Source organism: Streptomyces sp. NPDC107546, from assembly GCF_055639175.1.
The window spans coordinates 1-25,438 of record NZ_JBVKBA010000050.1; the positions used below are offsets into that span (position 1 = coordinate 1).

Annotated in this window: 23 protein-coding genes and 2 pseudogenes; 16 read left to right on the forward strand and 9 right to left on the reverse strand. The window is 68.2% G+C overall.

The window, feature by feature from the left end; all coding sequences use genetic code 11:
- Nucleotides 1-121: 121 nt before the first annotated feature.
- The 3 genes from ACZ7L1_RS36390 to lxmK are packed head-to-tail and all read right to left on the reverse strand — an operon-like array spanning nucleotide 122 to nucleotide 2,531.
- The gene (locus ACZ7L1_RS36390; protein WP_471443611.1) at nucleotides 122-418 is read right to left on the reverse strand and encodes a helix-turn-helix domain-containing protein; all 297 of its coding nucleotides are present in this window, start codon (nucleotides 416-418) and stop codon (nucleotides 122-124) included.
- Nucleotides 415-1,392 carry a T3SS effector HopA1 family protein gene (locus ACZ7L1_RS36395; protein ID WP_471443613.1) on the reverse strand — a complete coding sequence of 326 codons (978 nt, stop codon included), beginning with the start codon at nucleotides 1,390-1,392 and terminating at the stop codon, nucleotides 415-417. Before ACZ7L1_RS36395 ends, ACZ7L1_RS36390 begins: the two co-directional genes overlap by 4 nt.
- Nucleotides 1,389-2,531 (reverse strand): class V lanthionine synthetase subunit LxmK, encoded by a 1,143-nt coding sequence (lxmK, locus tag ACZ7L1_RS36400; protein WP_471443615.1) that lies wholly within the window; start codon nucleotides 2,529-2,531, stop codon nucleotides 1,389-1,391. The genes ACZ7L1_RS36395 and lxmK overlap by 4 nt, the downstream gene beginning before the upstream one ends.
- Before the next feature lie 200 nt (nucleotides 2,532-2,731).
- Here lxmK and ACZ7L1_RS36405 point away from each other — a divergent pair, with 200 nt between their 5' ends.
- The 10 genes and pseudogenes from ACZ7L1_RS36405 to ACZ7L1_RS36450 form a co-directional block, all read left to right on the forward strand.
- Nucleotides 2,732-4,006, forward strand: coding sequence for a M16 family metallopeptidase (locus ACZ7L1_RS36405; RefSeq protein WP_471443661.1), 1,275 nt, complete (start codon nucleotides 2,732-2,734; stop codon nucleotides 4,004-4,006).
- A complete protein-coding gene (locus tag ACZ7L1_RS36410) occupies nucleotides 4,003-5,304 on the forward strand; it encodes a M16 family metallopeptidase (RefSeq protein WP_471443617.1) in 1,302 nt (433 codons plus the stop codon). Before ACZ7L1_RS36405 ends, ACZ7L1_RS36410 begins: the two co-directional genes overlap by 4 nt.
- Nucleotides 5,297-6,166: an ABC transporter ATP-binding protein gene (locus tag ACZ7L1_RS36415; protein ID WP_471443662.1), complete on the forward strand. Its 870-nt coding sequence runs from the start codon at nucleotides 5,297-5,299 to the stop codon at nucleotides 6,164-6,166. Before ACZ7L1_RS36410 ends, ACZ7L1_RS36415 begins: the two co-directional genes overlap by 8 nt.
- The gene (locus ACZ7L1_RS36420) at nucleotides 6,166-6,960 is read left to right on the forward strand and encodes an ABC transporter permease (RefSeq protein WP_471443619.1); all 795 of its coding nucleotides are present in this window, start codon (nucleotides 6,166-6,168) and stop codon (nucleotides 6,958-6,960) included. Before ACZ7L1_RS36415 ends, ACZ7L1_RS36420 begins: the two co-directional genes overlap by 1 nt.
- Nucleotides 6,961-6,968: 8 nt before the next feature.
- Nucleotides 6,969-7,955 (forward strand): LLM class flavin-dependent oxidoreductase, encoded by a 987-nt coding sequence (locus tag ACZ7L1_RS36425; RefSeq protein WP_471443621.1) that lies wholly within the window; start codon nucleotides 6,969-6,971, stop codon nucleotides 7,953-7,955.
- Entirely contained in the window at nucleotides 7,948-8,571 is a 624-nt protein-coding gene (locus ACZ7L1_RS36430) for a flavoprotein (RefSeq protein ID WP_471443623.1), read from the forward strand. The genes ACZ7L1_RS36425 and ACZ7L1_RS36430 overlap by 8 nt, the downstream gene beginning before the upstream one ends.
- Nucleotides 8,568-9,512, forward strand: coding sequence for a hypothetical protein (locus ACZ7L1_RS36435; protein WP_471443625.1), 945 nt, complete (start codon nucleotides 8,568-8,570; stop codon nucleotides 9,510-9,512). The genes ACZ7L1_RS36430 and ACZ7L1_RS36435 overlap by 4 nt, the downstream gene beginning before the upstream one ends.
- Nucleotides 9,513-9,547: 35 nt before the next feature.
- Nucleotides 9,548-9,859 carry a hypothetical protein gene (locus ACZ7L1_RS36440; RefSeq protein ID WP_471443627.1) on the forward strand — a complete coding sequence of 104 codons (312 nt, stop codon included), beginning with the start codon at nucleotides 9,548-9,550 and terminating at the stop codon, nucleotides 9,857-9,859.
- Complete coding sequence (locus ACZ7L1_RS36445) at nucleotides 9,856-11,601, forward strand: ABC transporter ATP-binding protein (protein ID WP_471443629.1); 1,746 nt, start codon at nucleotides 9,856-9,858, stop codon at nucleotides 11,599-11,601. The genes ACZ7L1_RS36440 and ACZ7L1_RS36445 overlap by 4 nt, the downstream gene beginning before the upstream one ends.
- Before the next feature lie 89 nt (nucleotides 11,602-11,690).
- Nucleotides 11,691-12,032 (forward strand): annotated as a pseudogene (locus ACZ7L1_RS36450) (transposase); the annotation flags it as partial.
- Nucleotides 12,033-12,052: 20 nt separating this feature from the next.
- Here the strand turns inward: ACZ7L1_RS36450 and ACZ7L1_RS36455 are convergent.
- On the reverse strand, nucleotides 12,053-13,255 hold the full coding sequence (locus tag ACZ7L1_RS36455) for an IS110 family RNA-guided transposase (protein WP_471443631.1): 1,203 nt from the start codon (nucleotides 13,253-13,255) through the stop codon (nucleotides 12,053-12,055).
- A gap of 241 nt (nucleotides 13,256-13,496) precedes the next feature.
- Between ACZ7L1_RS36455 and ACZ7L1_RS36460 the strand changes: the two are divergent.
- Nucleotides 13,497-13,682: pseudogene (locus ACZ7L1_RS36460) on the forward strand (IS5/IS1182 family transposase); the annotation flags it as partial.
- On the opposite strand, the gene ACZ7L1_RS36465 reads toward ACZ7L1_RS36460, so the two are convergent.
- Together ACZ7L1_RS36465 and ACZ7L1_RS36470 are read right to left on the reverse strand one after the other, a co-directional pair.
- Nucleotides 13,666-14,082, reverse strand: a complete 417-nt coding sequence (locus ACZ7L1_RS36465) for a hypothetical protein (protein WP_471443663.1) — start codon at nucleotides 14,080-14,082, stop codon at nucleotides 13,666-13,668. The pseudogene ACZ7L1_RS36460 and the gene ACZ7L1_RS36465 overlap by 17 nt on opposite strands.
- A 265-nt stretch (nucleotides 14,083-14,347) precedes the next feature.
- Nucleotides 14,348-14,533 (reverse strand): LxmA leader domain family RiPP, encoded by a 186-nt coding sequence (locus ACZ7L1_RS36470; protein WP_471443633.1) that lies wholly within the window; start codon nucleotides 14,531-14,533, stop codon nucleotides 14,348-14,350.
- Nucleotides 14,534-15,366: 833 nt separating this feature from the next.
- Between ACZ7L1_RS36470 and ACZ7L1_RS36475 the strand changes: the two genes are divergently transcribed.
- Complete coding sequence (locus ACZ7L1_RS36475; protein ID WP_471443635.1) at nucleotides 15,367-16,347, forward strand: NucA/NucB deoxyribonuclease domain-containing protein; 981 nt, start codon at nucleotides 15,367-15,369, stop codon at nucleotides 16,345-16,347.
- A 90-nt stretch (nucleotides 16,348-16,437) separates the two neighbouring features.
- Entirely contained in the window at nucleotides 16,438-17,037 is a 600-nt protein-coding gene (locus ACZ7L1_RS36480; RefSeq protein WP_471443637.1) for a hypothetical protein, read from the forward strand.
- 24 nt (nucleotides 17,038-17,061) lie between these two features.
- Here ACZ7L1_RS36480 and ACZ7L1_RS36485 read toward each other — a convergent pair whose 3' ends face one another.
- Nucleotides 17,062-17,463 (reverse strand): hypothetical protein, encoded by a 402-nt coding sequence (locus tag ACZ7L1_RS36485; protein ID WP_471443639.1) that lies wholly within the window; start codon nucleotides 17,461-17,463, stop codon nucleotides 17,062-17,064.
- 288 nt (nucleotides 17,464-17,751) lie between these two features.
- Nucleotides 17,752-17,973: a hypothetical protein gene (locus ACZ7L1_RS36490; protein WP_471443641.1), complete on the reverse strand. Its 222-nt coding sequence runs from the start codon at nucleotides 17,971-17,973 to the stop codon at nucleotides 17,752-17,754.
- A gap of 1,324 nt (nucleotides 17,974-19,297) precedes the next feature.
- Here ACZ7L1_RS36490 and ACZ7L1_RS36495 point away from each other — a divergent pair.
- Both ACZ7L1_RS36495 and ACZ7L1_RS36500 read left to right on the forward strand, forming a co-directional pair.
- Nucleotides 19,298-21,754 carry an SdrD B-like domain-containing protein gene (locus ACZ7L1_RS36495; protein ID WP_471443664.1) on the forward strand — a complete coding sequence of 819 codons (2,457 nt, stop codon included), beginning with the start codon at nucleotides 19,298-19,300 and terminating at the stop codon, nucleotides 21,752-21,754.
- 304 nt (nucleotides 21,755-22,058) lie between these two features.
- Entirely contained in the window at nucleotides 22,059-22,742 is a 684-nt protein-coding gene (locus tag ACZ7L1_RS36500) for a hypothetical protein (protein ID WP_471443666.1), read from the forward strand.
- 16 nt (nucleotides 22,743-22,758) lie between these two features.
- Here the strand turns inward: ACZ7L1_RS36500 and ACZ7L1_RS36505 are convergent, their stop codons facing one another.
- The gene (locus ACZ7L1_RS36505; RefSeq protein WP_471443643.1) at nucleotides 22,759-24,099 is read right to left on the reverse strand and encodes a NosD domain-containing protein; all 1,341 of its coding nucleotides are present in this window, start codon (nucleotides 24,097-24,099) and stop codon (nucleotides 22,759-22,761) included.
- A gap of 87 nt (nucleotides 24,100-24,186) precedes the next feature.
- On the opposite strand from ACZ7L1_RS36505, the gene ACZ7L1_RS36510 reads away from it, so the two are divergent.
- A complete protein-coding gene (locus tag ACZ7L1_RS36510; protein ID WP_471443645.1) occupies nucleotides 24,187-25,344 on the forward strand; it encodes a Dyp-type peroxidase in 1,158 nt (385 codons plus the stop codon).
- The last annotated feature ends 94 nt before the right edge of the window (nucleotides 25,345-25,438 follow it).

A 25,438-nucleotide genomic window follows, 5' to 3' on the forward strand; every position in this document is an offset into this window, starting at 1 on the left:
ACGCTGGGTGAGGCCGGGCGAGGAAGAAAGGAACCGGTGACTTGCCCTCGTCGATGCCTTCACCTGGGGTTTTTCAGTGCAGAGGGAAAAGAATAGGAGCGGGCGGATGGGTTCATTCCGTTTACCTGCACACGTCGGCCAGGCGCAGGACCTCGTTGAGCACGGCAAGGTCTTCGAGGGCTTCGTCCAACGCCGACCGCAGCTGCTGCACCTGGGCGCGGGCCCGTTCCGAGCCCGTGGACACGGCCTTGCTGCCGAACAGCTGGCGGGAGCCAGCGTGGACATAGCACCGGATCCACGATTCGACGCACGTCTCGGGAACACCCAACGTACGTGCAGCGGCACGCGCCCGTGCCTTTCCCTGCAGCACCCGCAGCACCGTAGCCGCCTTGACCTCCGGCGGGATTGCGGTCGTCACGCCGGCGACAGGACCGGAATCGGGGGCGAGCCGAGGTTGCGCGCCGGATCCAACGGATCGATGGAGGCGTCGAGGAAAGCACTTGCGACCATCTCTGCTGCTTCCGTCCGGTCCTCGTCCGGAAGCAGGGCGTGCTGGACGAGAGCCTCGGCAAGGATCGCGGTGCGGTGCTCACCGAAGCTTTGACCTTTGTGACCGGCCCGGCGGTCGGCGGGCTCCCAGGCCACACCGATACCGGGAGCCACCTCACGGGTGAAGGGAGAGGTCGACTCTCCCACGCCGTCCAAGCCTTTCAACCGCTCGGCCAGGGCGGAGACGGCGTGCTGGGCACGAGGACCGAGATAGACCACGAGTGCGTCCCGCCGGGGGTACAGATGCGGAGAAGAAGAAACCTTGGCTCGGTAGGGCAGGCCAGCCTTTTCCAGATACGTCAGAACGGCATGCCAGGCGTCAGGAGCTGCTTCGGGATGAGTGAGATGGACGTACAGGCGCAGCATGTCACCGCTGCGCTCCTTGCCCAGGCTGCCGTCGGCCAGGAAGAAGCCGGGGGAGAGACCGGGACGGGCGGCAGGAAGAGTCACCGTCACAGGTCCGGGCGGCGTGTCGGGAAGTGGCGTGATCACGGCCTCGGGTGGCACCCGTACCCGAACACCGTCCAGTTCGACCATCGTCTCGTTGTGCTCCGGGCGATGGGAGTGGAGCAGGGCCTGGGTCCGGGTGCGCTCGTGCGGCATCGCACCGGCCAGGCGGTGATCCAGGTCCCGATCGCGGAAGCTGCGAGGCCGGGAGGTCAGCGCCTCGCTGCGTCCCATGTGCAGGGTCTGGTAGAGGCCGGCGGCGAGCTTCTTGGCCAGCGCGGGAGCGCTGTCGCCTTCGAAGGTTTCCTTACCCGCCACGGCCTTGAGCCCTCCGGGCTCGACGTGGATGTCAGCGAGGGATGCGGCGACCCGCGGGGCGAGGTGGAAGGTACTCATGCTGCGCCTTTTCCTTCAAGTCCGAGAGTGGCGGTGAAATCGCTGGGGGACAGCAGGATGGTGCGGCCGATGCCGGCGGCAGCCCGGTGAGCAGGGGAGAGCCGTACGGAGTGGACGGCGTGGGCGATCATCCGGTCGATCATGTGCCAACCGGCGAAGGCGGCCGACCGGGTGGCGAGCCCCGAGACATGCCGAACGGAGGGCTTGGCGGCGTGCAGGTAGCTGTTCCAGAACGCGGACATCATCGGGCGCAGTCGGGCGAGTTCGGCGACACCGTGGGCGAGGATTTCGTCGTGGGTGGCGGTGTGGCCGAAGTCGGCGACGTCGCTGATGGACTTCGGGATGCCGTGGATGGCCTTGAAAAGCCACTCCCCGATGAAGCCCCCGATGTCGCGGGCGGGGTCGCCGAGGCGGAATTCCTCGAAGTCGGTCATGTACAGGGTGGAGCCGTTCACGAGGAACTGGTCCAGTCGTACGTCGGCGTGGATGGGGCAGAGGACGGCGGTCTGCTCGCTGTCGCGCAGGTTGTGGAGGGCTTCGATCACCTGGGAGTCGTTCTGCAGCAGTTGCCAGGTCTCGATCTCCGCGAAGCTGCGTTCAACGAAGTAGTCCAGGGACAGTCCGTGCAGTCCGCCCAGGGGCGGCAACGGGTGCGGCGAGGTGTCGATGGCCGCCTCGTCGGCGGGGAACTGGTGAATGACAGCGAGCGCCTGAGCCGCCTGCCGGCACAGCCCCTCGTCGAAGGCGTCGTCCGCGGCGAGTTCGGATCCGGTGGTGACATCGGACAGCAGCTCGAAGGCCACCAGAAGGTGTTCGGGGTCGGCGCCCAGCAGCGCCGGAGTGCGCAGGCGGCGCGATTGATGCTTGGCGGCTAGTTCTTCGAATGCGGTGACGCGCTTGAAATTCTCTGCAGCGGTCACATCTCCCAGTTTTTTGACGAATACTTGCGCACCCGTGGTGGTCGTTCCGGACCAGTTGTCGTTGCGGCCGATAAGCGAGGTAAGGGTATCGGCTTCGTAGGCACCGAGACCGAGCCTGCCCAAGAGGGCATCCACTTCGGGGAATCTCTCCAGCGAGACGGGGATGTATTCCGCCCTCTCGCCCGCCTTATCCGTATTTCTTTCGGATTGAGGTGTCATGGTGAGGAGTTTAAGCAGGGGGCGATATATGAGCAATCCTGAAAGTTACGGTTTATTTTTTCTGGGGCCTTCGATGAGGGGGGCGAGCGGCTACCTTGTGGCTCTCACCTGCATGTTCTCTACCTCGAGGCGGGTGTTCGGGGGCACCGACGGAAAAGAACTCGCTTCCCGGAGAGCCCCCGAACTCTACAGTGGTTCGCATGCCGAAAACATCTCCGCAGCGTGCGACCCTGCCCAACGGGCTCCGCGTAGTAGCTCAGTCCGTGCCAGGTGTTCCCGCAGTCGGAGTGGCCGTTCACTATGACGTCGGATTTCGATCCGAGCCCTATGGGCGCTCCGGTTTCGCACACCTTTTTGAACACATGATGTTCCAGGGGAGTCGGAATGTTGCAAGAGGGGAGCACTTCTCCTTGGTGCAAGGAGCCGGCGGGGTGGTGAACGGAAGCACATATCCGGACTACACGGACTACCACCAAGTTGTGCCGGTCGCCGCTTTGGAACGCGTCTTGTTCCTGGAGGCGGACCGTATGGCATCCCTGGACGTCACCGAGACGAACCTGAGGACGCAGCGAGACGTCGTCAAGGAAGAGATCAGGCTCAACGTCGACAACCGTCCCTACGGCGGGTTCCCCTGGACGGTGCTGCCCGCGGTGCTGTACGAGACGTGGGCGAATGCCCACAACGGCTACGGTGACTTCGGGGACCTGGACAAGGCGACGGTCGCCGAGTGCGCCGAGTTCTTCGCCACCCACTACGTGCCGGGCAACGCCGTTCTCACGCTCTGCGGAGACATCGATCCAGCGCAGGCGATCGACGCCGCTGCCAGGCAGTTCGACGCGGTGCCCAGCCGGCCGGTGCCCGCGCCCGCGCCGCTGGCCGAGCCGCGGCGTCCTGGACCACTGCGCGGTACCGTCCAGGACCTCTTCGCACCCCGCCCGGCGACCGCTCTCGGCTTCCGGCTGCCCGACCCCGGCAAAGACCTCGATGCCTACGTTGCGCACATGGTGCTTTCGACCCTGCTGACCGCCGGTGAACATGCCCCGCTGAAGCAGGCGCTGGCCGCCATGTCCGTCGACGTCAGCTCCGGCTGCGGCCTGTTCGGCCCCCTGCAGGCACGCGACCCGGACACCTTCATCATCGTCGCCACCCACCCGCCGCAGGTCTCATCGCAGCAGATCGCACAGAGCGTCAATGCCGCATTCACCGACATCGCGTTCGGCAAAGTCGACGAACAGGACGTCGCCAGGGCCGTCGCCATCACCGTCAGCCGCCTCCTTCAGAAACTGGACTCCCTGCTGGCCCGCACCCGTTACCTGGGCACGCATGAACTGCTCTTCGGCCGGCCCGACCTGGGCCAAACGCTCCCCGACCTGGCGGCCGGCATCACCACATCGCAGGTCATCGCTGCCGCAGCACAGCTGCGCGAGCAGCAACCCGCCCTGCTGTCCCTCCTGGCCGAAGGAGGCAGCCGGTGAACCGGACTCTGCCCCCGCTGGGCGCTCCGCCCAAGGTCACGCTGCCACCCACCGTCGATACGACGCTGCCCGGCGGGCTGCGTGTCGTGGCCTGCCGGCTGCCCTCGGTCCCCCTGGTCCAGGCCCACCTGGCGCTGCCGGTCCACCCGACGGACGAGCGTGAACTCGCTGCGCTGGAGGTGCTCACCGCCGCCCTGCCGCACCGGTCCCAGGCCGCCGAACGCCTCGAACACATCGGAGGGAGCCTCAGCTCCTCACGGCGCGGGGCATGGCTGGGCCTCAGCGCCACCTGCCCGGCCTCCCGGCTGCCGCTGCTGGGGAACACCCTGGCGCAGACTCTCACACCCGCCGCACAGTCACCGGCCGGCATCGACGAAGCGCGCGACAAGGTCATCCGGCAGGCGCAGCTGGCCGCCGCCCAGCCAGGCCTCGTCTCTCAGCAGGCCCTGATGAGGCAGCTGTACGGCACCGTCCCCTTGCCGCTGCTTCCGCTGGCCTCGCCCGCCCATCTGCGCGAGATCACTCCGCAGGAGATCGCCGCCGTCCATCATCAGCTGGTGCGTCCGCAGGAGGCGATGCTGGTCATCGTCGGCGACCTCGACCCCGAAACCGCCGTTCAGATGCTGCACAGGCGGCTGAGCAGCTGGGAGCCGGGCTCCGGCGACAAGCACACCGGGGCAGCAGTCTGCCCCGCTCTGGCCACGCCCACCCTGCAGCAGAAGCAGCAGTCCGGTTGGGTGCAATCCCATCTGCGGCTGGCAGCGCCGGGAGTGGACCGCGAGCACCCCCAGTTCCCCGCCCTTTCCGTCGCCTCGGTCGTCTTCGGCGGCTACTTCTCCTCACGGCTGGTGTCCGTACTGCGCGAACAGCTCGGCCTCACCTACCGCGTGGAGTCGGCCTTCACCGACCACCTCGACCGCCTGCTGATCGGCGTAGAGGCGGACACGGCCACCGCCGCCACCGGTCCCGCCCTGCGGCAGCTCCTTCGCGAGCTGGACCGCTTCGCGCACGGGGGACCGACCAGCAAGGAGACCGAGGCGGCACTGCGCTACATGACGGGGGTCACCGTCCTGTCCCTGGCCTCCCAGAGCGGCCTGGCCTCCACCCTCCTGTCCCACCTCATGCTCGGCCAGCCCCTGGACTGGCTGGTCACCTTCACCCGGCGCTTGGAGGACGTCAGCGCAGCCGAGGTCAGGGAAGCGGCCGGCACCTTCTACACCCCCACCCGATTCGGTGGCGTCATCGTCGGCGACCTGAAGAACTTCGAGATGAGCGGCCCACATGATGGAAATGACTGAGAACACACCGGCCGACGCGGCCATATCCGTCAGCGACCTGCGCATGTCCTACGGCTCACGCGATGTGCTGCACGGCATCGACCTGACGATCCGAAAAGGCGAGCTCTTCGCGCTGCTGGGCCCCAACGGAGCCGGCAAAACCACCACCGTGGAGATCCTGGAGGGCTACCGCAAGCGCTCCGCCGGCGAGGTACGGGTGCTGGGCGCCGATCCCTCCGCGGCCGACGACGCATGGCGCCGCCGCGTGGGCGTGGTGATGCAGTCCTGGCGCGACCATGCCCGCTGGCGGGTGCGGGAACTCATGGTGCACTTCGCCGGCTACTACCCGCGCGCCTACGCGCCCGATGAGCTGCTGGAACTGGTGGGCCTGCAGGAGCAGGCGGACCAAGAGCTGGGCAGGCTCTCCGGCGGCCAGCGCCGCCGGGTGGATGTCGCCCTGGGCATCATCGGCCGACCTGAGCTGCTCTTCCTCGACGAGCCGACGACCGGCTTCGATCCCGAGGCCCGACGCACCTTCCACGAGCTCATCCTGAGCCTGAAGGACGCCGGAATGACGATCCTGCTCACCACCCACGACCTGGAAGAGGCCGAACGGCTCGCCGACCGCACCGCGATCCTGATCCGCGGTTGCCTCATCGCCTGCGGCACCCCGACGGAGCTAGCGCGCAAGGTGCAGGCGCCCGCACAGGTGCGGTGGACCGCTGAGGGCATCACCCACAACCGGGCCACGCACGACCCCTCCCAACTGGTGTGGGAGCTCCATGAGAAATTCGGCGGCCCCATCCCCGACCTCGAGGTGATCCGGCCGTCGCTGGAGGACACCTACCTCGGTCTCGTACGCGGCGAAGGAGCAAAAGCGTGATGGAAGCAATCAGCAACGGAATGCGCCGCGGCACGATGGAGCTCCGGCACCTGGCCCGGTCCTCCAAGGACCTCTCCAACTACCTCATCAACGTCGCGGTATTCGTGCTCCTCGCCAACTGGCGCCACCAGCAGGCACAGCTCATCGTCGCCGGTGGCATCGCCTCGCTGTCCGTCCTGACCGCGCTGATATCACTCCCGCAGGCCCTGGCCAGCGACAAGACCGACGGAACCCTGCTACGGGTCCGAGGCCTGCCCAACGGGCTGCTCGCCTATGTCACCGGGAAGATTCTCTTCATCACGTGCGTAGCCCTCACCTCCTCCCTCCTCCTGCTCCTTCTAGGGGCGGGCATCAACCACAGCGGCTTGCCCGGCACCGTGACCGCGTGGCTCACCCTGATCTGGGTCCTTGTGGCCGGCTTCGCCGCGACGGCACCGCTGGGCCTGCTCATCGGCGCCGTACTGCCCAACGCACGCGAAGCCCTGGCCATGGTCATGTTCCCCGTCTACGGGTTGCTGGCCATCTCCGGCGTCTTCTTCCCGCTGTCCAAGCTGCCCGGCTGGCTGCAGGGCGTGGCCGACGCCTTCCCCCTGAAGTGGATGGCCCAAGGCGTACGAGAGGCCCTCACCTCTGGCGGGGACAGCAGCTGGCAGCTGCCGGCGCTGGGCGTCTTCCTCGCCTGGGCGGTCCTGGGCAGCCCCCTCGCAGCATGGTTGCTGCAGCGCACGACGCGCCGCGAGTCGGGAAGCACCCTGGCCCGCCGCCGTGAACTCTCCATCGACCCCGCGAAGTAGAGGCTCACATGACTTCTCCCCAAGTGACCAGCGTGATGTTCCCCGTCCAGGCCGGGGACATCGGCGCGGCCGTCCCGTTCGCCCGGCTGGTGCAGCAGCGCGGAAGCGGCCGGATGTGGATGGGCCAGTCCCTGCGGCTGGAGACCCATCACGTATTCGCCGCCCTCGCCGGGATGGGCCTGCGCATTCCCTTCGGATCCAGCGTCGTCCTCTCGCCGCTGCAGCACCCCTTCCAGGCAGCCGTGTCCGCCCGGTCCGTGGCCGCCCTCTCCGGCCACCCCTACGTCGCCGGCTTCGGCCCCGGCAGCAGCGAATTCCAAAGCACCATCTCCCCAGCCACCCGCACCCGGCCGGTCAGCACCGTGCGGGAGTACGTCAGCACCGTAAGAACGCTGCTCGACGGGCAGAACGCGCATTCCACAGCCGGGACGTTCACCACCGACGGTGCGGGGCTCACGGAGTTCCCCCACCCTGGGGTGGAGATCGGGCTCGGCGTACTGCGCCCCGCCATGGCTCGTGCCGCGGGACGGGCCGCGGATGTGGCGATCACCTGGCTCGCCCCGCCCACCTACATCCGGGACACCCTCATTGCGGAGATGTCCGCCAGCGCACAGGCCGCCGGCCGGAGGCCACCGCGTGTCGCCTCGGTCGTGCACGTTGCGGTGACGCGACCCGGCCGCGACCTCGTCCAGGCCGCGTACACCGCTGTCGGCCCGCACCTGGCCAGCCAGCACTACACCGACATGCTGCGTCAGGGCGGGGTGCCCGCCGATCCAGCCGAGCCACTCCAGGGCGCCGAGCAGCTGGTGAAGTCCGGCGTGTTCGTCTCCGGAACACCGCAGGAAATCGCTGCCCAGCTCGCCGACCTGCACCGCCACGGCGTGCACGAGGTCATCCTCAACGTGTGCGGAGTGTGCCTCACTGAAGGCCCCGGAGCCGCCCTGCGCGATCTCACCGCCATCCTTGCGGCCGTGGACGAGGCCGCCCATGTCTGAGACCACCGCGCCCGAGCAGGGCACACCACCGGTCTTCGGCGGCCGCCGCCTCCTCTACATCGCCACCGGCAGCATCGGCACCATGTTCCTGCCCATGTGGCTGCACTGGCTGCGCGGGGCATACCCGCAGCTGGAAGTCCGCTGCGCCCTGACCCGGTCGGCGAACCAGTTCGTCGGATCCACCGCCGTAGCCGTGACCGGCGGCCGGCCTCCCCTCGACGACGTGTGGCCCGACAACCCCGAAAGCGCCACGCACGTGGAGCTCTCCCGCTGGGCCGACACCGTCCTGGTCCACCCCGCCACCTTCCACTTCACCGCCCGCTTCGCCCTCGGCCTTGCCGACAGCCCTCTGCTCCTGGCACTGGAGTGCACTTCCGCGGCGATCGCCGTCGCCCCAGCTCCGCCACCCGGCGCCGATGCATCTCCCGCCTACCGTCGCCATGTGCACCAACTGTCGCAGCGACCGAACGTGGTCGTAGTGCCGCCCAAGCCGGGCTTCAGCCTGACCACCGGCGAACCCGGCCCCTCAGCGGCGACACTGCCCGACGCGCTCCACGCCTTGGAGAACCTGCGCCGGTCGATGACCGTCCCCCAGCAGCCGAAGGAAACGGTGTGAGTGCCCCGGCCATGGGCCGGACGCAGCAGGAGTTCGGCACCGGATACCTGCAAACCCGGATCAGCAGTTTCTCGCCAGGGCGTTACGCCTGGCAGCGTCGCCCCGGGCCCGACCGGACGACACCGCTGCGCCGGCCCACCACCGCCTTCCGGCGGCAGGCCGCGGCCGCTGCCCACGGCACTGTGCAGTTCGCCACTCCCCAGCCCGGTACCGCCTCCGACGGCTCCCTCACCTACCTGGTGCCCGGCTCCATGACCGCCGCCGGACTGCTGTCCCGTACCCCCACCCCGCAACAGCACGCCCAGTTGCTGCGCATCATGAGCGATGCCGGGCACGCACTACGCACTCTCCACCGCCACGCGCACCCCGGTACCGCGCCGGGCCCGGCGCCGGGCCCGGCCCGGCTGCTGGCCTGGCTGGATACCAGGACCGGCCCGCGGGCCGCCGCCGCCTTGCACCAGCAGATGACCCGCCACCTAGGCGCCTCCCGCTGGGACGAGGCACGCCAGTGGTGTCGAGCTGCTGTGGAGTACCCCGGGACCGCCGCGGTCACCTTGCACGGCTCTTTCGGTCTCGGACAGATCGTCATGGCCGACTCCCCCGACGAGGGCGCCGTGATCCTGGCCGGTGAGGACACCGCCGGCGGACAGGGTGAACTCGATGTCGGCTGGCTGCTCGGTGAGCTGGCCGAGTTACAGATGATCAGTACCGTCGCGAAGAAGCCCCGCCCCCTGCTGGGCGAGGCCCGCGACCACTTCCTCGCCGCCTACGGCCCAGTGGCGGACCGCACCGCCCTGGCACGCGCTGCGGTGCTACGGACCCTCACCCACGTCCACGACTTCGCCGCCTTCGTCGGCTGGCACCCCGAACTGCTGCTCTACGCGCACTACATCGCCGACTTGATAGACGATCAGGGAGCCAGCACGCTCAACCCCTGGTAAACGCACCGCGAGCCGTTCCTGCTTTAGGAGTAGACATGTCTTCCTTCTTCGACCACCGCCGCAACGTGACCGTCATCCGCGACGTCGACGTCGCCTGCACCCAGCTCGAGCAGGCCCTGGCCGGCGCCGACCCTGCGCTGGTGCCAGGGCTGCAGCACGCCCTGAACCTGCTTCGTAACCTCCCCTCCTCCGAGGAGGACCTGACGATGGAGTGGGCCCGGGGAGTCCTGGCGGCCGCCGGGGTCGACCCCAAGCACGAGGTGCGCGCCACCAAGGCACTGCGCGACGCCAAGCCGGAACTGTCGCTGAAGACCGCAGTGGAAATAGCCAAGAAGGTAGCCCGGTGACCACTTCGCACGCCGCTTCGCAGCAGGTCCGCATTGGTGCGGACCTGCTGCGGCGGAACCGACTCCAACTCGGTTCCGCCCTGCTGCTCGCCCTCGTCGCCACAGCCGGCACGCTGGCCGTACCGCTGCTCGTAAAAGACATCATCAGCTCCTTCGGCCACGACGAAACGATCACCCGGCCTGTGATCCTCATGGCGGTAGCAGCCCTGGGGTCCGCCGGCGCCTCGGCAGCCTCCAGCTACCTGATCGCCCGCATCGGCGAGTTCATGGTCCTGCGGCTACGCCAGCGCGTCATGGAACACAGCCTGCGTCTGCCCATGAGCACGGTCCGGGCCCAAGGGGCGGGCAATCTGGTCGCCCGCGTCACCTCCGACGCCATGCTGCTGCGCGCCGTCATCGACATCGGGGTCGTCCAATTGCCATTGGCCGCCCTCACCGTGGTCTTCACCCTCGTTGTCATGGCGGTACTCGACTGGCTGCTGGTCCTGATCACCGTGGGGTCCTTCGCCCTCGCTGGTGCGGCGATCGGTTGGGTGCTGATCCGCGTACGCCGCAACATCGTCGACCAGCAGGACGCCGTGGGCGAGCTCGCCCAGCACTTCACCGCCTACCTCTCGGCCCTGCCCACCATCAAGGCCTACCGGTCCGAGGGACGCTCTGCCGACCGGCTGGGCGAAAGCGCGCAGCAGCTCACCGGGACCTCCCTGGTTGGAGCCCGCCTGCAGATGTGGATCACCCCCGTGATGCAGCTGGGCCAGCAGGTCGCTCTGGTCGGGGTCATCATCGGCGGTGGCGCCCGCATGGCCAGCGGCGATCTGTCCGTCCCCAGCTTCGCTGCCTTCTTGCTCTACCTCCTTCAGCTGGTCTCCCCCGTCACCGTCGTCGCCACCGGAATCGGGCGCCTCCAGGCCGGTCTCGCTGCCCGCACCCGCTTCAACGAATTCTTCGACCTCGCGCAGGAGACCGACGGCGCTCAGCCCGGTCTCAGCGCGCCGCAGCCCTGCCCCGGCACGCCGGCCGTCGCCTTCGAAGACGTCTCCTTCTCCTACACCGGCGTTCCGGTACTGGACCGTGTCACCTTCACCGCGCCGCGTACCGGACTGACCGCTCTCGTCGGCCCGTCCGGCGCCGGAAAGTCGACGTGCCTGACGCTCATCGACCGGTTCATGCACCCCGACGACGGAAAGATCAACATACTGGGCCACGCGATCACCGACTGGCCGCTTGAAGAGCTACGCAGCCGCGTCGCCTACGTCGATCAGCAGTTCACCCTGCTGGAAGGGACCGTCCGCGACAACCTGCAGCTCGGCCGTGCCGAACCGGCCTCCGAAGAGGAGCTGGCCACCGCCCTGGAAGCGGTCGGGCTGCTACAGGACCTCACCTCCTTGCCCGAAGGGCTGGACACCAAACTGGGACGGGAAAACGACCTGTCCGGTGGGCAGCGACAGCGCCTGGCTCTAGCACGGGCCCTGCTCTCGGACGCCGACATCGTGCTGCTGGACGAGCCCACCTCACAGATGGACAGCATCAACGAGAAGCGGTTCCGGCGGGTCGTCGACGACCTGGCGACCACCCGAGCGGTCATGGTCGTGGCCCACCGACTGTCCACCGTGCAGCATGCCGACCATGTGGTGATGCTGACCAACGGCACCCTCACCGACGCCGGCACCCATCAGACGCTGATGGACCGCTGCTCTCCCTACCGGGACCTGGTCAACAGTCAGCGGATGCAGGCCGCCTGACGCTCTCGCGGACCGCTTGACTGATCAATTCAGAATGAGTTGAGCTGCGGGTCTTGTGCTCGACGATCTTGGTCGGCGAGGTGTCCGGGGTGCCCGCTGATCTTGTTCCTGACGACCTGTGGGAGCGGGTGGCCCCGCTGCTGCCGCCAACTCCTGAGCGGCGCCGCCGTTACCCGGGCGGCTGCGCGTTCCTGACCGAGTGGCCCTGGCAGGCGTCATGTACGTGCTGCGGACGGGTGTCGCATGGCGTGATGTTCCCGCGGCGACGGTGGGCTGCTCCGGTGTGACAGCCTGGCGTCGTCTGGGGGACTGGACCGAGGCCAGCGTGTGGCCGCGCCTGCATGCTGCCCTGCTGACCGAGCTGCGCCGGCGCCGGTCTGCCGAACCTGGACGACTGCTCCGTGGACGGGTCGCACGTTCGGGCGCTCAAAGGGTGCCCCTATGGTTTTCGTCAAGCTGCGGAGGCGAGCGGAGGCTCGTAGAAGGTGCCGTCTCGCAGCATGGCGAAGAGCACGTCGATGCGCCGGCGAGCGAGGCAGACGAGGGCGGCGACGTGATGTTTGCCCTGTCGCCGTTTCTTGTCGTAGTAGGCGCGTGACTCGGGCTGGGACAGTGATGCGAATGCGGCCAGGTAGAAGGCTCGTTTGAGCTGCTTGTTGCCACGGCAGGAGGGATGTTCCCCGCGTATGGAGGAGCCTGAGCTTCTGGTTACCGGTGCCAGCCCGGCGTAGGCGGCCAGGTGGCCGGCGGTGGGGAAGCTGCTGGCGTCACCGACGTCGATGAGGATGCGAGCTCCGGTCCTGACCCCGATGCCGGGCATGGAGGTCAGGACCTGGGAAAGAGGGTGGGCCTCCAGCAGTTCCTCGATGCGGGCGGCGAGGAGCTTGCGCTGGTCGAGTACGGAGCTGAGTGAGCCGGCGAGGCTGGGGACGATCAGTGAAGCGGCCTCGGTCCCGGGCACGACGACGCTCTGCTCGTCGAGGGCGGCGAAGATGTCCTCGACCAGACGCTCGGCCAGCCGCGGGGCCTTGGGTCGCAGGAGGGTCACTAGGCGACGTCGGCCGGCTTTCCCCAACTGGGCTGGTGAGCCGTGGCGTTCGAGCAGCGTCAGGACGGCAGGATGGTCCAGTCTCGGGCCCAGGACCCGCTCCAGCGAGGGGTGGATCTGGGCGAGCAGGCCACGCAGTCGGTTCTTGATCCTGGTGGACTCGGCGGCCAGGTCGTCGTCGAAGCCGACGATCATCTCCAGCTCGGCGACCGTCTCGTCGGCCGGCACCAAATCGCGAAGGGTGTGCGGCATCGTGCGCGCGGCGTCCGCGATGATCGCCGCGTCCCGTGCGTCGGTCTTGGCCTCGCCCGGGTAGAGGTCGGCGATCCTTCGCATCGTCAAGCCGGGCAGGTAAGCGACTCGGCAGCCCGTGTCGCGGGCGACCGCCAGCGGCAGGGCACCGATCGAGGCGGGCTGATCGACCACCACCAGCACGGTGCCGTGCTTGGCCTGCAACGTGCTGAACACCTCACGCAGTTTCGGCTCGGTGTTGGGCAGCCGCTTGTCGAAGACCCGCTTGCCCGCCGGGGTCAAGGCGGTGGCATGGTGCTCACCCTTGCCAACGTCCAGGCCCAGGTAGGCGCCGATGTCACCCGTGCTGATCACGCGCACTCTCCACAGCGGTCGTGCCCTTCCCGGCCTACCTACGGCATCAGCGTGCCGGCATCCACGTTACGAAGAGCCTGCCTCCCCCCGGACGGGATCGGCGCTCGTGCCCCTAATCAGCGGTCTGCCGATGCCACCGGTGCCCGGTGACATCACCCTTTCGATCATGATCGACTGGGGATCTCAGTCATGCCGGGCCCGGAGGCCGGGAGCCCCATTGCGGGGCCACGAAGAAGGTAACGGGGATCACGTCGGCCCTTCACCCGTCGACCGCGCCCGCCCCGGCTCCAAGCACCACCTGATTGTCGACCGTCACGGAACCCCGCTTGCCGTCACGCTCACCGGCGGCAACCGGCTGGCCTGCAGCCTGATCTGCATCCGACGGCTATCCGGCCGCTCCAAGAGATCGACTAGGAGTCTGAGCGCAGTCCCAGAGCGCTGTGCTGAATCAGGCCAGCCGGGGCATCAGCAAAGCGCGACTTCCGACGAGTCAACTCCACCGGCTTCGATCGAAGGTCAGGCGCTGGTTCACCAAGCACGATGGCGGTGATCACCAACTCAAGCATGACGCAGTCGTAGGCATCGTCCGTCCCTTCATAGCGCTCGACATCACGCTCTACCACGGCACTGGCGATCCGCCATCCACCGCCATCAACCGGCGCGAAGGTCGCCGCGAAGACTCCGTAGCCGGTCCAGCTTCGATGCAGGAAGACCACCTCGCCTTCCACGAAGACGTCCCACTTCTCGTCCATGCCCCGCGACGCGTAGCCACGCTGGATCTGTTCCCAGTCTTCTTCTGACCAGATCCGCTGAGGCAGCTGCGGCATCGGCTGAGGATTCGATATCGGCTGGACACCACCGGAAAACATGGACCGAGTCACGGGTTCGTCAGCAGGCATGAAGTGATCTTACGGACGAAGCCGAGCGCGACAGCACACCCCTCTGAGACCTCATCGTGAAACGACCTGTTGGAACTTCTCTGGCAGTTCGGTGCCGGACGCTGCGTCCTACACGCTGGCCGGAGTACTCGCCAACACCAGCTCTGGCTGCGTCGAGGGTTGCGCAGCCAGAGCTGGTTTTAGCGGAAGATGATCAGCAACCCTGCTGGAGGGTGGTGATCGTAGAAATGATAGTGACACCCGTGGCGCAGTGCTGGGTCGAGACGATAGTTGCGGTGGTCTCCGCAGAGCCGGGGGCGTTGGCCTCTGCCGAGGCGCCAAATTCTGCAGCGTCGGTGTAGGCAGCGTAGCCGACCATGAGCTGCGCAGTGGTGCTCATTCTTTTCTTCCTCCTGGATTCGACTGATTTCCATGGTGGCCTGGGTGCACTGGGCGTGGGGAGGGAACAAGTTTGGGTGAAGTCGGGCCTACAGGTCGCCGAGCTGCGGTTTTTTGGATCAAAGTAAATAAATCCGAGCCGCCTGACGGTGTGTTTTGGTTGGCGTCGTGTGACTCCGCACGGCCCGGAGACTGCCCCGCAGTGTCAGGTTCGTGCGCCAGTACGTGTGGCCGACCAACAGAACCCGGCCCTCCAACGGCAGCCCCGCTACCGCCTGCGCGGTTGACCCGGCGGGCTTCCGGCGTGCGCGGAAAACCGGGTGGGATCACTGAGGCGAGGGCCTCTATGGTTCGGGGACCGGGATCGCGCGGTCCCGGCAGGCTGCGGCGCCGTGGCAGAGCGGTCCATTGCGAGCGTCGCGCGGAAGGCCCTCCGCGCGACGACTGATGAGGCCCGGGCGGGCCCTGCCCGTCCTCGTCCGCGGGTTCGAATCCCGTCAGCGTCTGCAGCCGCCCCCTTTCGAATTTCGACTCCGCCTGAACAACGTCGGGAGGGAAGGAGCGCGGGGGTTCCCGTCGACCAGCTGACCGATCTCGGCCGCTCACGCTTACCACTGCTCCACCAGTGGGTGAAAACTGCTCAAATCGGAGCGCGTCTGTGCGTTGGCTGTGCTTGTATGGCGCCAACGCGACGGGGGAACACGCGAGTTGACCACCGGGTACCCCCTGTCAACTGGCACCAAAAACAGGGGGTACAACTTGAAATCGAGAAAGCTGCTCGCTGCAGGGGCCGTGGCACTGGGGCTTCTCGGATCGGCCGCCGCGCCGTCAGCGATGGCCGATCAGTCGAGTGACGGACAGTTGCGCGTCACCGTCGGCTCACCCACGTCCCGGGCACACACTCTCGCCACCGCGGCCGCCAGCCCGACGGCCAACGCGACCTGCGCGATCAACCGCATCACGATCAACCGTTTCAGCGAGTGTGAGTGGGTCGCCGTTCACGTCGACGTCGTCAAAGTCATCAACGGGCGTCCGGTCATCGAAGGAACCGCCGACTTCGACGTTAAACACCAGATGACCCTGAAGGCCAACTCCGCCAACTGGGGTGAGAAGTTCACCGTCTCCAAGGCGAGGACCACCGGCCAGGGCAGGGGCGTCGCCGTCAACGTCTCCGCCCTCTCCGGAGGCGGCACCAGGGCCACGGCCCGCTTCCCGCAGGGGCACACCCTGGACAGCGCGGCCAGCGGCAGTGCCGACTACAAGACCGGCGCTATCGCCCCGAAGAAGATCAACCCCAAGGCGAAGACCACCTACAACTACACCTTCACCAAGCCCGGCTACCGCCCCGGCAGCGTCTCCTACACCTCAGCCGTCTACCGCTGCGACAACTACTACGGCAGCAGCCGGGCCAGCCGGTCCGGCTGCGCGTTCACCGACGCCCCGACCGGGGTGAGCATGGTCGGTCTGCCCCGCATCGACGAAGGCATCCGCAAGCTGCGCTCCCGCGGCGGCCACTATGGGGACCCCAACGGCGGCAAGCCCCTGCACTGGATGATCAACAAGACGCAGGAGAACGCCAACCGGGCCGCGGTGTGCCCACGTACCGCGCCGCCGGACATGCGCCGCGCCGGCCGCACTTCCTGTGACGAGTACCCCTTCGCCTCCACCAAGGAGGGCGGCACCCACCTGCCCGCCAACCAGCGGGAGATCACCTGGGTTGCCGTCAACGAGAACAAGGCCCAGGGCGGACGCATCACCGCATGGCGCGGCCAGATGCACGTCATGGACGGCGACCCGTTCTACGTGATCGCCTGACCGTGGCTACACTCCCCGCCCCAACAGGGTGCCCCCTCCCAGTTTCGCCCGGGAGGGGGCACCCTGCCCCCGTTCAAGGAGGCCCCCTTCATGCTGGTCCGTGAAGTCTCGTTCACCGTCGACCTTGGCGAAAACGGCTACCTCATCGGCTTCACCGACGACTACGAGTATCCAGCCGAGATGCCCTTCGGCTGGCGCTGCGGCCCAGCCGCCGACGAAGCCGCTGTCGTCCTGACCACCACCGACACCGGCCCCCTGCAGATGACCATCCAGGTCCACGACGCCCCGCCCGCGCCCGAGACCAGCGGAGAGTGGGAGCCCGCGGAGGAAATCAGCCTGCGCGCCGACGAGCCCACCCTCTACCTCGCCACTCTCGAGCAGGGCGACATCCTCGACGCCTGGCCGGAGGAGGAGCCTTGCCTCGAAGTCCCGCCCACCCCGGAAGGCCAGGGCTGGGTGCGGATGCGCTTGTACTGCCACGCCGACGACCCCGAACCCGGCATCGGCGACCACGGAGAACGCCACCTGATCCAATTGTGGCGCGCCCCCGAGACGCCCCCGGTACACCCCGACATCACCGAGGCAGACCGCCAGGCGCGCGCCGACTACGCGGCGAACATGGCCATGCCTGTTGAGGACTACACCGCCACGTACACGCACACGTATACGTACAACGGTGAACCAGACTGACACGGGACGTGCCGCAGCAGCGCGTCAGGCCTCCAAGGAGGGCAGGGGCTTTCCGTACACCCAGTTCAGGCAGGAGCCGGCCTGGAACAGCCCGTGTTCAGCGGGTCGGCGGTGGCCATCGGGCAGCCGTGCCCAGCGGTCTTCCGCGCCGTCGCCCTTCCCGGTTCCAGCCGTCCTGGGGCCGCGCCCGTGCGCGACGGCAGTGTGCTGAGCGAGCCAGCGAGCGAGCGGCACGCCCTCGCGCCGGGGCCCAAGCCCGCGAGCGAGGCCGGGCACCTGGAGCTGCTCGGCAACCTGCTCGAGCCAGGCCTGCGGGTCGGCGCCGGAGTGGTGACGGCGCTGCTCCCAGGCCCACATGGCCTCGGCGAGCACGATGGTCTCGGAGTAGACGACCGCGGGGGCGGTCTTCCGGCGGCCTTTGGACATGCCTTTCACGGAAGCCCCGGTGCGGCTCTACCCAATCGGTTGGTGAGCCCGATCACCGAGGCACCGGACTCGCCGCTTAGGATCTTCCACCCCGACGTCGTCCTTCCCACGGTGTCGGCCCCGGCCTCCCCGGCCGACAGCTGACCCTCTTCCTCGCGGCCCGTCCGCCCCGCCGCTGACCGCGACGAAGCACGGGCCGCGGTGCCGTCCACAATGAGCACGGTGTGTCGGTTGATCACGAGGTCTCGGCGGTCTTCTCGTCGTGTGCGCGGAGCATCCGCATGACGGTCACGGGGAGGGGTGTGGGCCGCGCTTCGTGCCGGTGGGGATGACCAGACGGGAGGCGATCTCGCGCAGGGAGAGGTGCTTGTCGTCGCGCAGGCGCAGGGCGGTGGCGAGCATGTCCTCGTCGCAGACCTTGACGCTGCCGATGACCTTGCCCTTCGCGCGGGCGGTCTCCTGGCCTTCGAGGGTGCTGTCGCGGATGTAGTCGCGTTCGGACTCGGCCATGGCCGGGTCGTGCCTGCCGGCCAGGGGGCCGGTGAGGAATTCCAACTCGATGTCGACGTCGCGCGGTTCCTCTGCGCGGAACCACCCGGGAGAGGGCGTCCTGCACGCTGTACCGGACGTAGAGTGAGTCGGCGAGCGGTGACTCGTCCGGGCCGCTGTCGTCGATTCGGCGGGCGATGCCCTCCGAGGCCGACGACGGCGCGCCCTCGGCCTCCACCAGCAGCCGGAGCCGCTCGGACTCGGACGCCTGGTTGTTGAGCAGCATCGGCTCGACCAGTGCGCTGGCGGCCCCCAGGGAGCTGCCCGTCATCAGCAGTTGGAACCAGGCGAAGCCTGCGGTCAGCAGTACGTCCCCCGTCGAGGGCCGCTTTCCGCACCAGCTGATCCGACCCCACCTGTACGTCGTCGAGGGTGGCCTGCTCGCTCTCTGGCATCGCCCCGCTGACACTCGACCCCTCGCTTTCCGTGGGCACCAACGCCAGTTCCTCGCCCGGGCCGTCCCAGCGGGGGACCATGACGGTGGTGGGGCGTTTTTCACGAACGATAAGTAGCCCACGGAACCCGCCAGAGCACGGTCACAGCGGGCGTTGCTGGGCCGTGGTGGCAGTCTCGCTCAGTTCTCATGAGTCTCGGCAACCGCGTGACCACCAACGGCTCTGCCTGCACTGCCGTTCGGGTCCCTTTTCTGGCCACCGGACATGAGGCCACGCCAATCATGCAGAGACGATCCGGTCCAATTTCGACTTCACAACGCCCCTGCGTGACGAGCACGTCCCAGACGCGTTATCCGGGCGTCACGCCTTCAACGGGAAACGGATCCGGCCATCACGTCGCTGTCGCACATTCTTCCGGTCACCATTCTCGGACGCTGGGGGATTATCGCGGATACCGATGGATGCCAGGGATTCTGCTGGTGTCGGCGAGACCTCAGTGGGTAGAATCGCGCGCTGTTCGCGGTGGCGGTCGGTGAGGTCGGTGGTGGGGGGGGCGAGGGCACCGTGATTGAGCTGCAGAACCACACAGCCCAAGGCGGTCTTGTCCGAAATTCCGAACGGGCGCTCGCTTTCCTGGCCTGCGACGTTTACAACTCGCCCACAATATCCCCAAACGATCACCGTAAAGCGGTCCACGCGACAGCAGTGGGCCCTCCTTTTTTCTTGGCGTTCGCGACTGGAGTCCGTGTCTGGGGCCACGAAGTCGACGTGCAGCGAAAAGGCGGGTGCTTCGTTTTCAAGACAAGAGAAGTGTGGAGTGTGATGCCATGAATCGGGTCGACAGAGACTCGCGCCGGCCGGCCCGCAGGCTTGCGGAGCCGCTGGCGCGCATGGGCTTATCCGTTCTCTTACTGGCGGGCGGCGCCGTGGGAGCGACGGCTGGAGCGGCCGCCGCTTCGAGTGCCGACGGCACGGTGACGGTTGAGGTGCTGCGCGACTTCTTCGGCACCGGCGTGATCAACGCGACGATGGACGTGCCGCAGCGGGGCATGAAGGTGGAGATCTCCGACCCCGCCGGGCACCATGTCACCGGCGTCACCGATGCCACCGGAAAGGTCGTGGTGTCGCAATCGACCGTGCTGAGCGGCGGCCAGTACCGCGTCGACGTCAGCATCCCGGCACCGTACAGCGGCTATCTGCAGGCGGCGCCCGCCTCTACCGCGGGGAACCACTTCGACAGCTTCACGTCCTTCGTGGATGTGTCGGACGGAAAGAACGCCTCGGTAGTGACGGGGGTGTGGGATCCGGCCGACTACACGCTGCCGGACTCGCGGTATTTCGTACCGGTCCAGAATGGCGCCAACGGAACCGACACCCGGGCATTGGTGGCGTTCGGGACGGAGACCCGGGGCACGTGTCCCACCGATGTGGCGTGCCCGGCCACGCTGGCCACGCAGGCCCAGGTGGGCACGACGTTCGGGCTGGCGTACGACAAGTACCGCAGTCGGCTGTTCCAGAGCGCGTTCGCCCGCCGGTACGCCCCCTACGGACCGAAGGGCGCCGGCGCGATCTATACGGTGCCGGTCAACGGTGGAGGTGCGCCGCAGCTGTTCGCGCAGGTGCCGGCCGCGGCGGTGACGCCGCACGACACCGCCAACATGATGAAGGATCCCGGGTTCACTAACGCACCGGGCAAGGAGAGCATCGGTGGCCTGGCCCTGTCGGAGGACGGCTCCACGCTGTACGCGGTGAACCTGCTGACCCGCAGCCTGGTGAGCTTCGACGCGACAGGGGCCACCGCCTCGGTGCCCGAGGCGACGGTGCCGATCCCGGACCCGGGGTGCTCGAGCCCCGGCGACTGGCGGCCGTTCGGTCTCTCCGTCCACAACAACTCGCTGTACGTCGGCGGTGTGTGCAGCGCGGAGAGCACGCAGCAGCGCGCGGACCTGAAAGCCTACGTCTACACCTACGACGGCAAGCGGTTCACCACGGTGCTGACCCATCAGCTCACTGACAAGCGCGGCGTCGTCCTTCGCGGTGACGAGGGCATCGCTCAGGCCACTCACTGGAACCCATGGAACACCTCCCTGGCAACGTGGGACGAACGGAAGGTGCGTAACGCCTTCATCGATCCGCAGCCGGAGCTCGCCTCCCTCGCCTTCGGCCGCGACGGTTCGATGATCCTGGGTTTCCGCGACCGGTTCATGGACGTGCTCAGTGCCAAGGGGCTGGACCCCCGCCCGGGGAACAGCACGTCGGAACTCGGCATGTCCGGTGGTGACATCAACATGGCTTGCGCCGATCCCACTGGTGGATACGCGTGGGAAGGCACAGGAGGCTGCCCCAATCACGCCACCCTCGCCAACGATGGCGGCCAGGACAACGGTGTCGTCGAATACTTCCCGGGCGACTTCTTCGCCGGCGGACACGAGGAGACCGCGCTGGGGTCGGTGGCCTACATCCCGCGGCAGCAGTGGGTCGTCAGCACGGAGTTCGACCCGACCGTCAACGTCGAAAGCGCCGGGACCGGTTACCACGACATCACGACCGGTCAGGGCCCGGGCAACGACCCGACCCACAACGCGTACCAGTTCATCGGTAGGGAACAGAACGGGTTCGGCAAGGCCGGCGGGCTCGGTGACATCGCGTACGCGGCGGCGAACGCGCCGATCCAGATCGGCAATCTCGTGTGGTTCGACGGCGACCACAACGGAATCCAGGACCCGGCGGAACCGCTCCTGCCGGACGCAACGATCAACCTCTTGGACGCGAGCGGTAAGCAGGTCGCCACGACCAAAACCGATGCCGCCGGCGAGTACTACTTCGGTGGTGTCGGCGCCGCGTACCAGCTCACACCGGGTGCGAAATACACGGTTCAGTTCGACGTGTGCACCGCGGACACCAGCAAGGTGCCCGGCCAGCCCCCGGCGAGCGAGCTGCGGTTCACGCTCCCGCGAGCCGGTGCCAACCGTGCGCATGACTCCAATGTGACCCCGCCGACCACGGGGGAGTTGTGCAACGGCTACGCGCCTGTCACGGCGCCGGACAAGCCGGGCGGGGTCGATCACACGATCGACGCCGGGGTGTACATCCCGAAGGCAACGCCGACCCCATCCCCGACCCCGACGCCGAGTCCGAGCTCGCCGCCGGCCTCGCCGCCGGGCTCTACGCCGCCGTCACCTGGGCCGCCTGCCAACAACCCGGGCCCGGCCGGTGGGGACACGGGTTCACTGGCGCACACCGGTATGACCGGGCTGCCAGGGATGATCGCCCTCGTCGGCCTGCTGGTGGGTGCGGGCGTGGTCTTCGCGTATCTGAGCCGGAAGTGCCGCGCCCAGAAACACTGAACGAACCGGAACAACAGTGATCTGCCCGCCCGCGGTCCGGATGGAGCGGTCGGGCAGATCACGTCTCGGCCGGCCCACGAGGGCCGGCCCTGGCGTCGTCTGTGACCGGACTGCCGGGCGCCGCCGCGACCGAACGGCGGCCGAGCAGTGTGGTGACCTGAGAGGGTGAATCGGAAGAGTGTCAGCGTCGAGCCGCGTGCGCAGCGTGAGAACCAAGCAAGCCATACCGGGCCGTGCGGCCGGTCGGTGCCGATGGCTGCGGCCGCGCTGGGCGGCAGCCTTCATCGGCACAGCGGCCGTCGCAGTGGGTGCCGCGATCCTCCTCGCCGGCGGCGGCTCCGGCTCCAGCGGTCCGCGCGCACTGACGTCGGATGAGGCGAACCGGCTGGCGATCACACGGTTCCGTAACTACGAGGCGCACGGCCGCGCGGTGACGATCACTGTGCCGGGCACAGCCGGAGCGTTGATCGTGACCGGGTCCGTCGACTACCGGGGCAAGCTCGGTTACGGCGTGGTGCACGGCACCGGGCGCGACACATCCAGCGATGGGCTGATTGAGTGGACGGCCGCCTCGGTGTTCGTCCACCCGATGACGAACGCCCCGGCGCACGCACCCGCCTCGCCGCCCCGCTCGGGCTGGTACGGCCGTCCGCTGCAGTCGTCCGGCAGCTCGCTGGACAGTTCCCTGGCCATCGCACTCAAGCTCGGCAGCGACCGGCCGGACAACGCCGAACTGCTGCCGCAGAACGGCGCCGCCTGGTGGGGACGAGACCAGGTGGACGGGCATCGGGTGGACGTCATGACGGGGCCGTCCTCCCGTGACCGCTCCGGCACGGCGGGCAACGTGCGCTACTGGGTCGCCTCGGACGGCACCATGTACCGGGTCCGCGTCAGCGTGGCTTCCGCGTCGCAGCCGGTGGTCATCGATTTCGACACCCAGAAGTACGTTCCGGTCAAGCCGGTACCCGGAGTCACCCCGACCCGGTAGCCGCTGCTCAGGACGCTCATGACGTCTGCACCCGCGCGCCTGCGGCGAGCAGGGACGCCGACGGCAGCGGGATGCCTGCCGTGTCCGGCAGGGCCGGAACGGCCGGGACGGCGGTGGCGCCCGTAGTGGTGGCGCCTGGGAACTGCGGCTGTGGACCAGGCGCCGCGACCTCGGTGAACGGGATGCCACCGGGCGCCGTCGGCATCGCCCACCTGCCGGCCGGCGAGAGCGAACTGGACGGAAGCGGGCAGGACGCGGTTGCCGCGAGCCGGGCGGGCACTGTGGTGCGCAGAGCGTTGCCGCGCAGGCAGTTGCCCCGTCCCCGTGTGGCGGTGGGGAAGGTCCAGCCGACGTCGACGCCGTTGCCGGTGAACGTGTTGTCCACGATCTGGTTGCCGATTGGTGGAATGTCGGCGTTTGCGGTGATCACCAGCCCGGCGTTGCTGTTGTCGGCGATGCGGTTGCGGATGAACTGGTTGTCGCTGCCGCCGTCGATGCCGATGCCGGTGCCCCACCCGCCGTCGGCCTGCTCCGGAGTGGCCCTCTGCTGGTTGGCAGCGATCAGATTGCCCGCGATGACGGCGCCCCGCTGCGGGAGCAGCTTCTCCTGGTGGTCGGAGTCGGTGGTCAGGCCGACTCGGTTGCCGACCAGGCGGTTGCCGACCACGTACATGTCGCCACTGGCGTTGGTGCCTTCGTAACCGACCGCGTTGAGCTCGGCGACGTTGTCCCGCACCACGATGTGACACGGCTTGCACTGCCCGGCATAGATCCCCGAGTCGGCCCCGCCGGACGCGTACGAGTGCTCGATGACACCGTTTTGCGCGGAGAACGCGTAGATTCCGTACAGCCCGTTGCGGGTCGCGGTCACATACGACACCAGGAACGACTTCAGGAAGGTGACGGGCTCATCGCCGGTGTCGTAGCCGCCGCTTCGCCCCGGCAGCCCGGCGGCCGCCTTCGCCGAACCGGTGACCAGGACCCCGTTCTGCGTGTTGTTCTCCACGGTCAGGTTCTCCACGGCCACCCCGGGCGCCGCGACGACGATGCCGTTCGGCTGCTGCAACCGCCCGTCGATGACGACCTTGTCGCGGGACTCACCACGAAGAGTGACACCAGGCGTGGAGACCTTCACCGACTCGTGGTAGACGCCCGGAGCGACCAATACCAGGTCACCGGGGTGAGCGAGAGACACCGCATCTGAGATCGTCGGGGCATCGCCAGGCACTCGGATCGTCACATGCGCACCGCTCGGCCGCCGGCCTTTGCCCGATCCGCCATCGCCGCCGCTGCAGCCGACCACAAGTGTCAGCGTGCCCAGTACCGCCGCCAACACGCGAAGAGCTAATCGAGGCATGATCACAGTCTGGCATGACGCCCAATCCCGCGCCAGAATCGGGAGGTTGCCCGGCACACAGGAGGCGGGTGTGGCACCCTGCACACCATGCACCGAGCCGATCACCACCCGTCGCGCCGCACGTTCCTCGATGTCACCGGCGCCATGGTGGCCGCCGGTCTGACCGCCGGGTGCACATCGGACTCCGCACAGCCAGGCCGCAACGCCCCAAGCGCAGCGGCCACGCCCCTGTCGGTTCCGGCGACGGGCCGGCACCAGGCAGGCATCACGCTCCCCCAGCCGGCCCAGCCCAACCTGCTCGCCGTGGTGGCCGACGTCGGTGCCACCGTCGCTCCCGGCCCGTTACTGGCCGAACTCGGCCAGGCCATCCGCACACTCACCGCGGGGACCGACCCGCGGCTGCTGGGCCTGCCGCCGGGCGACCTCACCGTGACCGTCGGCGTGGGCCCTCGGTTGGTGCGCACGGCCGGTGCCTCGCTGCCCGGCGCGGCCGACCTCCCGCGGTTCTCCCGCGAGCGGATCGCGCCGCAGGCACGCGGCGGTGACCTGCTGATACAGATCTGCGCCAGCGACGCGCTGCTCTTACCGGTCGTCGCCGCCGCGCTCCTGCACCAGGCCGGTGACCGCATCCACGAACGCTGGCGGCAGTCCGCACGCCGTGGTGCGAACGTGCCCGTCGGCAACGGTCTTACCGCGCCACGAAACCCGCTCGGTTTCATCGACGGCATCGTGGGCCCGCACACGACCGCCGAACAACAACGCGACCTGTGGCTTGCCGGGCCCCCCGCGGTCGCCGGCGGCACCCTTGCCGTACTGCGGCGCATGGAACTCGACCTGCCGCGGTTCGCCGCCCTGTCCGTAGCCGAGCAGGAAGCCGTCTTCGGGCGGCGGCGGGCCAGCGGCGTCCCCCTCTCCGGTGGCCCCGTCGCCTCGGGCCCGGACCTCGGCGCCAAGACACCAGACGGACGCTACCTCGTCCCCGCTAACGCCCACGTGCGCAGGGCGAACCCCGCCGTGGTCGGCGCCGGCCTCATGCTCCGCCGCTCCTACAGCACCGACGAGCCCGCCCCCGGCCTGCTCTTCATCAGCTTCCAGAACGACCTGCGGACCTTCACCGCCACCCTCACCCACATGGACACCTCCGACGCACTGCTGCAATTCACCACCACAACCGCCAGCGCGACATTCCTGATCCTCCCCGGCTTCGACCAGCAGCACCCGCTCGGTTCCCAGCTGTTCGGCTGATCACGCCATACCCCGCTGCTTCGGCCTGATCAGCACCCGCCGGCCTCCCGGCGCACGACGCGGACATGCCGAGCCCCCTGGGCAGTCGTTCCCG